Source organism: Hydrogenovibrio marinus, from assembly GCF_013340845.1.
In the GTDB taxonomy this organism is placed as follows: Bacteria; Pseudomonadota; Gammaproteobacteria; order Thiomicrospirales; family Thiomicrospiraceae; genus Hydrogenovibrio; species Hydrogenovibrio marinus.
The window spans coordinates 650,219-663,533 of sequence record NZ_AP020335.1 but is presented as its reverse complement, the minus strand read 5'-3'; the positions used below and the strand labels follow the sequence as shown (position 1 = coordinate 663,533).

General features: G+C 39.8%; 13 protein-coding genes. 1 reads left to right on the top strand and 12 read right to left on the bottom strand.

What is annotated here, in order from left to right:
- Nucleotides 1-54 precede the first annotated feature (54 nt).
- Entirely contained in the window at nucleotides 55-702 is a 648-nt protein-coding gene (locus HVMH_RS03065; RefSeq protein ID WP_029907771.1) for a protein-L-isoaspartate O-methyltransferase family protein, read from the top strand.
- A 106-nt stretch (nucleotides 703-808) separates the two neighbouring features.
- Here HVMH_RS03065 and HVMH_RS03060 read toward each other — a convergent pair whose 3' ends face one another.
- The 12 genes from HVMH_RS03060 to HVMH_RS03005 all read right to left on the bottom strand — a co-directional run bounded on the left by HVMH_RS03060 (nucleotide 809) and on the right by HVMH_RS03005 (nucleotide 13,005).
- The gene (locus tag HVMH_RS03060) at nucleotides 809-1,516 is read right to left on the bottom strand and encodes a DNA ligase (RefSeq protein WP_029907770.1); all 708 of its coding nucleotides are present in this window, start codon (nucleotides 1,514-1,516) and stop codon (nucleotides 809-811) included.
- Nucleotides 1,517-1,529: 13 nt separating this feature from the next.
- Nucleotides 1,530-2,692, bottom strand: a protein-coding gene (locus HVMH_RS03055) for an IS3 family transposase (protein WP_155988733.1) whose coding sequence is annotated in 2 segments (ribosomal slippage) — nucleotides 1,530-2,428 and nucleotides 2,428-2,692 — 1,164 coding nt in all. Because the reading frame shifts where the segments join, the coding sequence is not laid out codon by codon here.
- Between the two features lie 228 nt (nucleotides 2,693-2,920).
- The gene (locus HVMH_RS03050) at nucleotides 2,921-3,181 is read right to left on the bottom strand and encodes a ComEA family DNA-binding protein (RefSeq protein WP_029907766.1); all 261 of its coding nucleotides are present in this window, start codon (nucleotides 3,179-3,181) and stop codon (nucleotides 2,921-2,923) included.
- Between the two features lie 111 nt (nucleotides 3,182-3,292).
- Nucleotides 3,293-4,582 carry an exopolysaccharide biosynthesis polyprenyl glycosylphosphotransferase gene (locus tag HVMH_RS03045; RefSeq protein WP_051623173.1) on the bottom strand — a complete coding sequence of 430 codons (1,290 nt, stop codon included), beginning with the start codon at nucleotides 4,580-4,582 and terminating at the stop codon, nucleotides 3,293-3,295.
- Nucleotides 4,583-4,682: 100 nt separating this feature from the next.
- Complete coding sequence (locus tag HVMH_RS03040) at nucleotides 4,683-5,174, bottom strand: WbuC family cupin fold metalloprotein (protein ID WP_051623172.1); 492 nt, start codon at nucleotides 5,172-5,174, stop codon at nucleotides 4,683-4,685.
- A 9-nt stretch (nucleotides 5,175-5,183) separates the two neighbouring features.
- Nucleotides 5,184-6,383, bottom strand: a complete 1,200-nt coding sequence (locus tag HVMH_RS03035) for a glycosyltransferase family 4 protein (RefSeq protein WP_029907760.1) — start codon at nucleotides 6,381-6,383, stop codon at nucleotides 5,184-5,186.
- Nucleotides 6,384-6,588: 205 nt separating this feature from the next.
- Nucleotides 6,589-7,713, bottom strand: coding sequence for a non-hydrolyzing UDP-N-acetylglucosamine 2-epimerase (gene wecB, locus HVMH_RS03030; RefSeq protein WP_029907759.1), 1,125 nt, complete (start codon nucleotides 7,711-7,713; stop codon nucleotides 6,589-6,591).
- Nucleotides 7,706-8,719, bottom strand: coding sequence for a polysaccharide biosynthesis protein (locus HVMH_RS03025; RefSeq protein WP_029907752.1), 1,014 nt, complete (start codon nucleotides 8,717-8,719; stop codon nucleotides 7,706-7,708). The genes wecB and HVMH_RS03025 overlap by 8 nt, the downstream gene beginning before the upstream one ends.
- 12 nt (nucleotides 8,720-8,731) lie before the next feature.
- Complete coding sequence (locus HVMH_RS03020) at nucleotides 8,732-9,586, bottom strand: dTDP-4-dehydrorhamnose reductase family protein (protein WP_029907750.1); 855 nt, start codon at nucleotides 9,584-9,586, stop codon at nucleotides 8,732-8,734.
- A 109-nt stretch (nucleotides 9,587-9,695) separates the two neighbouring features.
- Complete coding sequence (locus HVMH_RS03015; RefSeq protein ID WP_029907748.1) at nucleotides 9,696-10,742, bottom strand: glycosyltransferase; 1,047 nt, start codon at nucleotides 10,740-10,742, stop codon at nucleotides 9,696-9,698.
- Nucleotides 10,743-10,987: 245 nt separating this feature from the next.
- The gene (locus tag HVMH_RS03010) at nucleotides 10,988-11,746 is read right to left on the bottom strand and encodes a hypothetical protein (protein WP_029907745.1); all 759 of its coding nucleotides are present in this window, start codon (nucleotides 11,744-11,746) and stop codon (nucleotides 10,988-10,990) included.
- Nucleotides 11,747-11,842: 96 nt separating this feature from the next.
- A protein-coding gene (locus tag HVMH_RS03005; protein ID WP_155988733.1) for an IS3 family transposase occupies nucleotides 11,843-13,005 on the bottom strand; the annotation gives its coding sequence in 2 pieces (ribosomal slippage) (nucleotides 11,843-12,741 and nucleotides 12,741-13,005; 1,164 coding nt in all).
- Between the last annotated feature and the right edge of the window lie 310 nt (nucleotides 13,006-13,315).

Sequence of the window (13,315 nt, the reverse complement as noted above, 5' to 3'; positions counted from 1 at the left end):
AATATTAACGACAAGCCCCGTTGGCTTAACATAATTTCACGGTAGGAATGCACTATGAACTTAGAACAAGCGCGCTTCAATATGGTTGAACAGCAAATTCGTCCATGGGATGTTTTGGATCCTAAAGTGCTTGATCTCTTCATGGCGATCCCTCGCCATGAGTTCGTATCAGAATCACAGCAAGCTTTAGCTTATTGCGACCTGGAACTTCCGATTGGTGAAGGACAAACCATGCTCCCGCCTCGCGTCGAAGGGCGCATGCTACAGGCTGTGGATATTGAAGAAGATGAAACCGTTCTAGAAATCGGCACAGGCTCTGGCTACATGACTGCTTTGATGGCTGAAGCTGCGGCCAGCGTCACCACTGTCGAAATTTTTTCTAGCCTACAGGAAGTTGCAAAAAGCAGATTAACGCGTTTTGACAATGTTGAGTTCGCCATTGGCGATGCCAGCCATAACTGGGATGATGGAAAAACCTATGACGTCATTGTATTTACCGGTGCCGTATCTGAACTCCCTATTGCCTACCAGCACAAACTTAACCTTGGTGGGCGCCTAGTCGTCACCACAGGCTCAGCACCCGTGATGACATGCCAAGTAATGACACGCGTCAGTGACACTGAATGGGAAACAGAAACCCTGTTTGAAACTGTCATGCCAAGCCTGATCAATGCAGAAGGCAAAGAAGTCTTTTCTTTCTAAGTAAAGACTTCCTAAAATCTGTCAGGTTGGGGTATCTAAACCACACAATATCCACACACCCCAACCTGGTAGATTTTCACAAACCAATCAGTCTATAACTACTACTTTATTCTACCGGTCTTACCCTTAAAAATACCGGATGCCGTGGCACACCATGCATTGTAAGCTTCTGATATTTAAATGTAATTTTCTGACCTAATTTGGGTGGCGACACCCGATCAATATCTTTTAAACCCGAGCCAATATAAAACTCACGACCATTCTTTAGACGACACTGAATTGCGCCTAACTCACCTTTATATTTTCCCGTTCCCGGCTTATAACCGACAACTTCGCACTCATCATCTTTAAATGGCTTCACTTTTAGTGCATCATTGGAGCGCCCAACCTCATAAGGCACGTCTCCACGCCTAACAACAAGGCCCTCACCTTTTTGAGTCAGCACTTCTCTTAATCGACTCTTAAACTGCTGCTCGGACTCAATTCGTGTCTGCGAAATGATCTGAATAATCCTAGAAGGGCGTTGTTTCAGATATCGCTTCAAAACAGCCAGACGATCTACTAACCCGCCGGGTTGGTTGGGCACTTCAAAGACATTATAGGTAATTTGATGCCAACGATAATCTGGTGTTTTCTGACGAACAATGGAAGAAATATTTTCAAAATCATCTCGCTTAGTCCAAAGCTCTCCATCTACGGCGAATGGTGGCAGCTGCTCTAAAAACCACTTTGGCGCATGGATTTTCCTTCCACTTCTAAAACGTAACACATGACCATCCCATACACCTCTAACACCATCCAGTTTTTCACTCATCAACCTGTACTGGTCAAGCAATTTCGGACACATCACGTTTATAATTTTCATATTCAATAGGACTCATGTCACCATTGCTTGTATGAAGCCTTTCTAAGTTGTAATAACGCATATACGCTTTCACATCGTCAATCATATGCTCATGGTTAGGTTGATGTACTTTGAGCAGCCAGTCATGCTTTAAACTGCCAAAGAACCTTTCAACCACGGCATTATCCCAACACGCGCCAACATCGCCCATTGAGGCTCGGATTTTGAATTGTTTCAGCTGCGCTCTAAATGCGTCACTGGTGTATTGTGATCCACGATCACTATGGAAGATCACCCCTTTGGGCGGCTTTCTAAGCCAGTAGGCTTGCTTGAGCGACTCAAGCACGAGTTCGGTGGTCATGCGCGGGCTGATTGACCAACCGATAATCCGGCGTGAGTACAAGTCCATCACCACGCTCAGGTATAGCCAACCCTGTGCGGTTTTTAAATAGGTGATATCACCGGCCCACACTTGATTCATGCCTGTGGGGTTAAAGTCCATGTTCACAAGGTTATCTGCCACAGCGTGGCTTGGGTCCCGTTTTGTGGTGACTTTGAATGCAACACGCTGTTCAACCTTTAGGTTTAAGATTTCCATTAACTTGATGACTTTGTGGCGCCCAACCTTAAAGCCTTCTTTACGTAATCGCTTCATCAGTTCTCGTGAACCGAGACTGTTTCGACTGGCTATAAAAAGGGCTTTAGCTCGCCGATACAGTCGCAGTTGTTCTTCGGTAATAATAGCCTTGGGACGCTTGATCCAATCGTAATAGCCGGAGCGGCTAAAACTCATCACCTTACAGCTTAATTTAACCGAGTAGCCTTCTTGCGCCAACGTATGGATAAACTCAAATCCTAGTGCATTTCTCGGGCGAAGAAGGCTGAGGCCTTTTTTAAAATGTCTTTTTCCATTCGAAGCCGCTTGTTTTCAGCTCGCAGCTTTTTGAGTTCTTCACGCTCATTATCGCTTAAGGCCGCACCATTGGTTTGCGCTTCAAGCTTGTCTTTCCACTTGTAAAGCAAGTTTGGATTAACGCCTAGCGCTTGCGCCGCTTCAGCAACGCTATAACCTTGTTCAGTGACAAGCGCGACCGCTTCTTGTTTAAATTCTTTGGTGTAAGTTTTATAAACTCGCTTCTGATTCATAACCACTCCTAGATTCGACAACATCTATTGTCTCTCATTGAAGTGTCCGTTTCCATTAGACCAGTTCAACCAGCCGACAATCTTTTGAGTAGGCTTATATACCTTAAGGAGCAAAACCTTAGGTTTTACTGCTTCCGATAGCGCCACAGCGGGCACAGCAATCCCCACAAAAACAAAAAGGAGGCAAAGCCTCCTTATGTTCGATATTAGTAGTTGCAAAAGCATTTCTTATTTAGCGTCTTCTAAAAGAATATCTGCCTCATTATTTGCCAATGTCTTGGATCCAATGCCTTTTACTTTTGCCAAATCTGACACTGTCATGAATTTACCGTGCTCTTTACGATACGCCACAATTGCTTCCGCTTTTTTCTGCCCAATACCGCTTAAGCTAGATGCAATCTTCTCGGCTGACGCATTATTGATATTCACTGGTGACGCAAACGCCAAAGAGGAAAATAACATCCCCATAACCATTGCAAAAATCTTCATAATATCTCCTTATATTTTTATATATACGCACTTAAGCGTAATGAGATATTAACAAACTACCGCTAAAAAGCAACCTCCGTCTCTATTGCTTGGACTTTATTTTTAATATATCTAAACTCCTCTTTTTCCCAAGACAACCATCACTGTACGAATCAATACTTCCATCTCTAACCAAATTGACCAATTCTTGATGTAGTAAAGATCGTACATAAGCTTTTGACGTGCATCCTCAGTATTTGCTCCATAGGGATACATTACCTGCGCCCAACCAGTAATACCTGGCTTAATCAAGTGTCGTTCATGGTAAAACGGTATTTCCTTTTCATAGTTATCAACCAAAATATCCCACTCGGTTCTGGGTCCACACAAGTGCATATCCCCTTTTAATACACTCCACAACTGTGGCAATTCATCTACTCGTGACTTTCTCATAAACTCACCATATGGAAAAACTCGAGAATCATTCTCCTGCGTATATGGGTTAAAGTGTGAGTTCTCATGCATTGAGCGAAACTTAATTACTTCGAAGCATTTCGCATCCTGGCCAACTCGGGACTGCTTGAAAAAAATACTCCCCGGTGACTCTCGTTTTATTTTATAAACAGAGTATGCCATCACAGGAAGTGTTATCAACAATAAAGTGCTCGAAACACTAGTATCGATGAAACGCTTCAAAAAATATTGAGAACCTGACAAACGGCGTACGTTATCCAAATAATCCACGCCAATCAAATCATAGGGAATAAAAGACTTTCTCAAAAAGCTTTCAAAGAAATGATTCATTGAATAAAGAGAGATACCTTCTAAATCAAAACGAGTCAAAACCCTCACAAGCTCATTCGACGCCGGTTCTTTAACATTTAAAACAATTCCTGTAACCGAATTTTCTTTTACAAACTGATTTAATACACCAATATCGTTATGGCAAATGTGGACAGTTACAATTTTTTGTTTACTCAATGCCATCTGTTCAAAGTGATTAAACTCATATTTTTCTCCAACCAAGAGCCACTGAAATGGCTTATTAATCCGCAAAATAAAAACGCGATTAATGAAAACCTTTAGGGCAATCACTATCAAAGGAACTATAAAAGCCCAAACAATGAACACTGTGCGCGAAAGAGAATTCAGCTGACCAACGAGAAAGGCAATTAAGACCAGTGCCAGTAAAACAAATATCCACCCCTTTAGTACTACTTCTAATTTTCGCGCTATAGTACGATTATCATATTTGCTATAACCACCCAACAGCTGAGTTGTAAACAGAAACAACCCACTCACCATCAAACCCAACCAAAGTATGCTTTCTGGCAAGACATGGTTCAAAAAAATTATGTAACAAAAATACAAACTAGCCAATGGTACAAAAAAGTCAATGACACGATACCAGAAATTAAGCATACAAAACCAATTCCATTAAACTACTACTAAATCTGCCTAAAAAAGCCAAGCACCTCATAGCCACTCTCTTGCAGATTTATGTTTACTATCACCATAACACTCAGCCATACACTTGGTTTTCCGATGCAATTTCAAGCCAACGAACGTAGTCCCCCGCACGTTGATCTTGCTCGGAAATAGTCCATTGCAAAAACTCTTTGCAATCATCTTTTAAAAATGGACCTTCCTTTATTTCCATTACATGAGCTAGTTCAGACAAGCAAACTACCGTATGAATAGAGTTATGTGAAATTTCTACCATGCATGACTGACCTTCTCCACCCAAGTAGAGCACCTCTGTCACTTTCGCAACATGATCAAAAAACAATACTTTTACTCGTCCTTTTAGAACTACAAACAACTCTTTTTGGTACTTATGGCGATGATAGTGAGGAGGTATGTAAGTACCATATAGAAGACAAATCAACGTTTTTTGAATAGATTCATCAAAAGAAGTATGCAAGTTAAAGTGAGCTCTCTTTCGATTAGAAGCTTCAGCCCTTTCTTGTAGAGTTTGCCAGTCATTTTGACCAAAGGTTCTATATCGTTCCATAAATATAAATCATTCCGACTCTAAAGCTAACACAATCTTAGTTGCAGCCGAACAAACTGAAAAATGCGAATCCAACAAAGCGCGGGCATTATAACCGCACTGCCTGCGCAGCTCATCTGATTGAATTAACTCTTTTGCAGCTTTCAACAGGGCTGCATCATCCCCATTCTCAAAAACAGAGCCTGCGTTATGGTCGTTAATAACAGACATCAAATCATTGCCTGGATTTACACTTCCCAAAATAGGTAAATCATTTGCAATGTATCCTAAAATCTTCCCGGGAAAGTTGTGCGCAGTATGGGTACTAGCTAACGAGAAAAGACCGATATCAACTTCAGACAACAGTACCTTAAACTCATTCTGAGAAATTGAAGGCATCAGTGTCACATTAATCAAAGCCTCTTTATTAATATAATCTGCAACTTCTTGAAAGCTTTCGCCCTGACCAACTATGACGAAATGAGCTCTTGACTCATCTTTCAGCGACCTTGCCAGCCGCAGCAAATTCGGCATATCCTGAGCCTTACCAATATTACCTCCATATAGCAGAATCACTTTATTCTGTAACTCTAGCTTCTCTCTCCAATAAGGTTGAACGTTTTGCTGTTCATCAACAGCAACCCAGTTATGCAAAACTTCAATATTTTGAATACTTGGGTGTAGATTCTGAAAGACTTCAATGTTCTTTTCCGACATTAAACCAATTTTGTCTGCAGCACAGTAGCTTTTGCGTTCAAAATATCTCAAATAATAGGTAACAAGTGAATGCTCTCCTATAATTTTCTCGTCTATTGCCCACTGAGGAAATATGTCTCTTAAAATTAAATAAGCGCTACAACCATAGTACTGCTTCAATTTTAAAACCAAATCTCCAAAAAAAATGGATGGTGAATAATAAACAACGCCATCAATTTTCTGGCTACCTAGCTCTGTCCTTATTGCTTTCCAAGCATTATATGAGAGCATAGATTCATTAATTAAACGCCTAATTCTAGAAACATCCTTGACAGGACCAGAACGAAATAGCCATACATCAATGCCATCGATGACTTCTTTAATCAAAGGCTCGGCTTGCAACTTATCGCCTGGCGTTAAAACAATTACATTATTTCCATTTTTTCTGAGCTCTACAGCCAGTTCATGCATCATCTTAGCGCTGACACGAGTACTTTTCGGGAGATAATCATCAATTATCAATAACAAATTCATTAAGTAATAACCTTCATATTAACTCTAAGCACCTAACCCCCCCTAGATACTTAAAGCAATAGAGCAAAGAAATACGGCTTTTCTGGCTACTTTGGAATAAAAAACAAAGCCGTAGTATTGACGAGTTTTACATCTAGTAAAAACTGGCACTGACAAGCCTTATGTTTCCTCAGCTTGCCTTCAGCTCTTATTCCAAGAACAAACCCTATTTAGACCATACAGTTCTATTTATATACCCTGTATAACTCATCACAATTCTGAGTAGTTTTTTAGAAACAGGTCCACCACTATAATCTTCAACGGAGTTCATAGTTTGAACCCCTCTTTTGTGCTGGGATAAAATTATATTTATACTATCCAGCACTGGCTCTTTTTTTAATCCAGACATAATCAGAGTTCCTACATCCATACCTTCTGGTCTTTCATGGGCATTTCTGATCATGATTGCCGGTAAATTTAGCAATGCTGCCTCTTCAGTGATGGTGCCACTGTCGGAGATAACGCATAAGGCTTCCATTTGGAGCTTGATATAGTCGCAAAACCCAAAAGGTTTCATAAAAATCACATTTGGATTCAAACTATCCAATTCCAGCTCGTCCAAACGCTTTCTTGTTCTAGGATGGGTTGACACAATCACAGGAAAACCATATTCCTCTGCAATTTTATTTAATGCCTCAACCATATCTCTTAAGTTCTCTGGAGAGTCAACATTCTCTTCCCTATGAGTACTTACAATGAAAAATTTATCCCTCTCCAAGTCCATACGAGTTAAAACATCGGAACTTTCAATTTTGGGCATGTAGTGGTTCAACACTTCCTCCATATGGGTTCCTGTTTTTATTATTGTCTCAGGTCGAATTCCTTCAGCAATCAAATATCTCCTTGCATGCTCAGTAAGAACCAAGTTGATATCACTCAAATGATCCAAAACTTTACGGTTTAACTCCTCAGGAACCCTTTGGTCAAAACAACGGTTACCAGCTTCCATATGAAACACAGGGATCTTTCTTCTTTTTGCGGCAATAACTGCAAGACAGGAGTTCGTATCACCGTATAGCAAAACGGCATCAGGCTGCTCCTTTTCCATTACTGCATCAGATTTTTCGATAACCCGCCCTATTGTTTGGGCGGCCGTTTCTCCTACGGCTTCCAGAAAATGATCCGGCTTGCGAATACCTAAGTCTTCAAAAAACAGTTGATTTAATTCATAATCGTAATTCTGTCCAGTGTGAACAAGTACATGATGAGTGTGCTTATCAAACTCCGAAATTACCATGGACATTTTTATAATTTCCGGTCTTGTCCCAACAATCGTCATAACTTTAAGCATCAAGTTCTTCCTTAATGTAATCCAAATTTAGTAAAACCTTTTTAACCTCATCAACAGTCAAGCGTACCGTATTGTGAGAAGTATAATCATCCAGGCTCGAGATATCAGTTTCGCCCTCTACAAAATATTTGTTGTAGTTCAAATCTCGATTATCAGCAGGTATACGGTAATACCTTCCCATATCTTCCGCTTTGGCCATTTCCTCTCTGGAAATCAGAGATTCAAACAACTTTTCCCCATGCCGTGTTCCTATTGTTTTTATAGTACAGACATGCTTATCAAACAACTGAATCAACGCACTCGCAAGGTCTTCAATAGTAGATGCAGGAGCTTTTTGAACAAAAATGTCACCTTGCTGCCCATTTTTGAATGCATGTAAAACAAGGTCTACAGACTCCTCCAAAGACATCAGAAAACGGGTCATTGACGGATCTGTTATTGTCAAGGGTTCGCCAGACTTTATTTGATTAACAAACAAAGGAATCACTGATCCTCTAGAGGCCATAACATTGCCATATCTCGTACAGCATAAAACTGGTCCACCATTGCTAACCGTTCTGGACTTTGCGACAACTACCTTTTCAGCCATTGCTTTAGAGATTCCCATTGCATTGATAGGGTAAACAGCTTTATCTGTACTAAGAACGACAACGCGTTTTACATCATTAGCTACGGCGGCACTCAGAACATTTTCAGTGCCTATTACATTTGTTTTCACAGCTTCCATTGGATAAAATTCACAAGAAGGAACCTGTTTCAAGGCTGCCGCATGAAATACATAATCCACACCAACCATTGCTTGGCTAATACTTCCAGGATCCCTAACATCCCCAATGTAAAATTTGAGTTTTTCATTGGCAAAGGAAATTCGCATATCCTCTTGCTTTTTTTCATCTCTACTGAATATTCGAATTTCTTTTACATTCGTGTTCAGGAACCTTTTTAAAACGGCTTTCCCAAAAGACCCCGTGCCGCCAGTAATCATTAAAACCTTATTTTCAAACATTGAACCGACCATTTATTTAAACTTGTACATTGTATCAATCATATCTTGCCATTCAGGAGCTGAATACCCTGTATCTCTCAAGAACTTTCCAGCATCCAGACTTCTATCAATAGAAAACTCGTTATTAGGTATAATTTCTATCGTCTTTTTATACACATCAGCAATCATATTCAATAAATCAAATTTTGAAATCCTTTTAGCAGCCACATTATACAACCCAGTTAGGTTGGAATTTGGAAGAACTTGATCTCGAATGATCTCAGCAAATACAACTGTAGGAAGCCCTGAAAAATATGCTTTTGCATAACCGTAGCACAGGCCTTCTTGTGCTAAAAACCACTCAAGCAATCCATATGTACTTGAGAACTCATGACCAATAGTAGATGTTCTCAAAGTCACTGAGTTTTTGCCAACCACCTCACCTAGTGCTTTTGACCTACCATATAAATCAACACTATCGGTTACATCTTCTTCCGTATAATTACCGGCACGTCCTGAAAAAACACAATCTGTACTTATATGTACAAGCCTAGCACTTGCCACATTACACATGCTTTCCAATTTATGGGGAAACACGGCATTCATTGGTATTGATATGAGAGGATCAGAAGATTCAGGCAGATGTTTAGTCACCCCTGCGCAGTTTATTATGGCATCTGGTGAGGTATGTTCGATCAACCTTATTAAGTTATTATCAAACAATAAGTCGCCACTACTTATAATTCTCTCTCTCGCTTCTGCGTTAAAGCACTGCCTAGAATCAGCATTTCTAACTGCGCCATATACGCTTAGGGAATCATCTTCGCTTAACACACGAAAAATAGTGCTTCCAATCATTCCACTAGCCCCAATAACCAACACTCTCATTTATAGAATCCTTTTAAACATAGGTTATGCTTCTAAATCACAATACTACTCAAAACGAACAGATAAGCTTAACAACGAAAAAAATCGTTACTCAACCAGCACTTCTGCACTATTTGTTGCCAAATAAAATTGATTGTAAAAAATACTCTGCCGTTTGAACTCTAGTTGAAGGAGAAGTTACATATAAAAAACGCTTCACGGCCCTTGCCACGGAAACCTCAGAGTCTGGATCAAATGATTGTAAAGGATCCACAACATCTCTAACATAATCTAATTCCGGAGCCAAAATCGGCAACCCTATTTGACTGGCTTCTAATAATGGCAAACCAAACGATTCAAATTTTGATGGGAAAATCAGCGCTTTACTGGTGCGGTAATTGTCATATGTTTCTTCATGCGTCAATCCCCCCAGGTTTTTAACACCTAGATTATATTCAGAAACCTTCTCATCTATCCACGCACACAATTCTTTGAATTTTTCTCTTTCCAACGTCAATAGTAGCGATGGAAAAAAACCCTCTTTAGATAATAAACACCACGCCTCAATTAATAACTTATGATTTTTATGTGGCTCTCCCGACGCTGGATAAAAAAAGTCTGTTTTATTACACTCATTACCTAAGAATGCCGATGCTTCGCCTTTCGATGCGACGTTAACAAAAGAAACTTCTTTAACCTTAACACTCTCGTTCACTCTCTTTTTCAATAACCGCTTCATTGAAAGAGTTTGAACAATAAACTCATCTACATTTTTTACCTTCTTAACTAGCCATAAGGCTTCTACATACAACCTTAACTTAGTTTTCAATGAGAAAAAAGAATAGTCGAACTTGTCTACTAAAAATCTATTCTGAAGGAAAACGACAACCTTACCTTTTAAGCGAAATAATGGTGGTAAATTGCCAAAATTGAGAACCAAATCATCTGACAGTACGTTTCTTTTTAACCAAATCTCGGCTTTAAGCCTTTGTAAAATTGAGGCAGGAACTCTCTTGATAGAGACATTCTCTTTAATCAGCTCATTAGACACTTCCATCCTAGTATCTAACAACATCACTACACTTAAGTTTTCTGGCATTACCGCGATCAGACTTTCAAGCAGCACCTTTCCACCGCCAGTGTGCACGTTATATGCATTTAAAAAAAATTTTGCCATCGTTGTTGAAATACCTCATGATCTTCAAAACACTACACTAGCCATTCATTTTTTGACACTGGATATATGAACAAACACAATAGTAAACAGAAGCTGTGGCTCCAAAGAACATTTTCTTGAGATTAAAATAGGATCTAAATATACTTTGCTATCTGAAACCTGAACCATATAAAAAATTAGTTCCATTAGCTGCATAGAAAATTAGCAGAAGAAGTATAAAAAACGACCATATAATCTTAGCTAGTTTATAATTTATGTATTCTTTCACATGTCTCCCTTGCATTCTCTTCACTTTTTGCCTTCATGGTTAGATATAGAAATGAAGCATATATCCACATATGCCAAAAACTTAAGTCCGGCTGTTGACGTTGCAAACCCATTACAATACAAGTAAGAACACTTAATCCTATTGCTATAATCATTTTCTCATCCGTCGAAAACTTCGCCATTTTCCAGATTTTAACGTATACCATACACGCCAAAATTAAAAACATAATTATGTAAAAAACTCCTCCCATAAAGCCCGCCTCTAAGGCTGCATTTGCGAATCCTATTGCTATAGCATAATTCACAGTAGTCATACCAAGACCAGCTCCTGTTCCAAAAGGATGATGAAATAAATAATTTAACACTACGGTTACAGCCGCCAATCTATCTGTTAGTGAAGCCTCTTTAGAGTTTTCTAAAATTGTTTGGGGGTTAACATACGGAAAGTTAAACTTAATACCAGAGCCAAACCAATACATCAACTTATCGGCAAGCCAATAAAACAAGGGTTCACCTGTCAACAACGGCACAAATGAAAACAAAACTATTAATATTAGCAAAACAAACAAAATAACGCTGGAAACTAAAAACTTGTGCATTACTTTAATTATCAACGGTAACAAAACAATTAGTAACACACCAACACCTAATGAGAGTGAACCCAATATACCAATTGCAAGTATTACAGAGCGTACGACTGACTTATTAACATAAAGTGTCCAAAAAAGTGCGGGCATTAAGCTAAATGCGAAGGTGCCTGGTTCTTCCGCAAAGCCTTGAATTCTGAAAAGTGGAAAGGGAGCATATAGCGGAGACAAACCATAATGTACTGGTCAAGCAATTTCGGACACATCACGTTTATAATTTTCATATTCAATAGGACTCATGTCACCATTGCTTGTATGAAGCCTTTCTAAGTTGTAATAACGCATATACGCTTTCACATCGTCAATCATATGCTCATGGTTAGGTTGATGTACTTTGAGCAGCCAGTCATGCTTTAAACTGCCAAAGAACCTTTCAACCACGGCATTATCCCAACACGCGCCAACATCGCCCATTGAGGCTCGGATTTTGAATTGTTTCAGCTGCGCTCTAAATGCGTCACTGGTGTATTGTGATCCACGATCACTATGGAAGATCACCCCTTTGGGCGGCTTTCTAAGCCAGTAGGCTTGCTTGAGCGACTCAAGCACGAGTTCGGTGGTCATGCGCGGGCTGATTGACCAACCGATAATCCGGCGTGAGTACAAGTCCATCACCACGCTCAGGTATAGCCAACCCTGTGCGGTTTTTAAATAGGTGATATCACCGGCCCACACTTGATTCATGCCTGTGGGGTTAAAGTCCATGTTCACAAGGTTATCTGCCACAGCGTGGCTTGGGTCCCGTTTTGTGGTGACTTTGAATGCAACACGCTGTTCAACCTTTAGGTTTAAGATTTCCATTAACTTGATGACTTTGTGGCGCCCAACCTTAAAGCCTTCTTTACGTAATCGCTTCATCAGTTCTCGTGAACCGAGACTGTTTCGACTGGCTATAAAAAGGGCTTTAGCTCGCCGATACAGTCGCAGTTGTTCTTCGGTAATAATAGCCTTGGGACGCTTGATCCAATCGTAATAGCCGGAGCGGCTAAAACTCATCACCTTACAGCTTAATTTAACCGAGTAGCCTTCTTGCGCCAACGTATGGATAAACTCAAATCCTAGTGCATTTCTCGGGCGAAGAAGGCTGAGGCCTTTTTTAAAATGTCTTTTTCCATTCGAAGCCGCTTGTTTTCAGCTCGCAGCTTTTTGAGTTCTTCACGCTCATTATCGCTTAAGGCCGCACCATTGGTTTGCGCTTCAAGCTTGTCTTTCCACTTGTAAAGCAAGTTTGGATTAACGCCTAGCGCTTGCGCCGCTTCAGCAACGCTATAACCTTGTTCAGTGACAAGCGCGACCGCTTCTTGTTTAAATTCTTTGGTGTAAGTTTTATAAACTCGCTTCTGATTCATAACCACTCCTAGATTCGACAACATCTATTGTCTCTCATTGAAGTGTCCGTTTCCATTAGACCAGTTCAATGATTGCCATAATAACTATCACAGACATCAGGTTTGCATAAATTGAAAATATTTTATAGATGTAAGTCTTATCAATATAAAACAATAAAAAAACAAAGAATAATACTTTAAGTATCCTACTTGAAAGCTGTATATAGGCATATAAATCATTAGCAATAATAGTTGCTACAGTCAAAGTACACAAATACCCCACCCAAAACAAAAACAAAAGTCTCTCTTCTTTCGAAAAAGTAAGCTTATT

Excerpts from the sequence above, each read along its gene's own strand:
- HVMH_RS03020 (WP_029907750.1), bottom strand. The coding sequence starts at position 9,586 with ATGAGAGTGTTGGTTATTGGGGCTAGTGGAATGATTGGAAGCACTATT.
- HVMH_RS03040 (WP_051623172.1), bottom strand. The coding sequence starts at position 5,174 with ATGGAACGATATAGAACCTTTGGTCAAAATGACTGGCAAACTCTACAA.
- HVMH_RS03025 (WP_029907752.1), bottom strand. The coding sequence starts at position 8,719 with ATGTTTGAAAATAAGGTTTTAATGATTACTGGCGGCACGGGGTCTTTT.
- HVMH_RS03015 (WP_029907748.1), bottom strand. The coding sequence starts at position 10,742 with ATGGCAAAATTTTTTTTAAATGCATATAACGTGCACACTGGCGGTGGA.
- HVMH_RS03060 (WP_029907770.1), bottom strand. The coding sequence starts at position 1,516 with ATGAGTGAAAAACTGGATGGTGTTAGAGGTGTATGGGATGGTCATGTG.
- HVMH_RS03065 (WP_029907771.1), top strand. The coding sequence starts at position 55 with ATGAACTTAGAACAAGCGCGCTTCAATATGGTTGAACAGCAAATTCGT.
- HVMH_RS03050 (WP_029907766.1), bottom strand. The coding sequence starts at position 3,181 with ATGAAGATTTTTGCAATGGTTATGGGGATGTTATTTTCCTCTTTGGCG.
- wecB (WP_029907759.1), bottom strand. The coding sequence starts at position 7,713 with ATGCTTAAAGTTATGACGATTGTTGGGACAAGACCGGAAATTATAAAA.
- HVMH_RS03045 (WP_051623173.1), bottom strand. The coding sequence starts at position 4,582 with ATGCTTAATTTCTGGTATCGTGTCATTGACTTTTTTGTACCATTGGCT.
- HVMH_RS03035 (WP_029907760.1), bottom strand. The coding sequence starts at position 6,383 with ATGAATTTGTTATTGATAATTGATGATTATCTCCCGAAAAGTACTCGT.
- HVMH_RS03010 (WP_029907745.1), bottom strand. The coding sequence starts at position 11,746 with ATGCCCGCACTTTTTTGGACACTTTATGTTAATAAGTCAGTCGTACGC.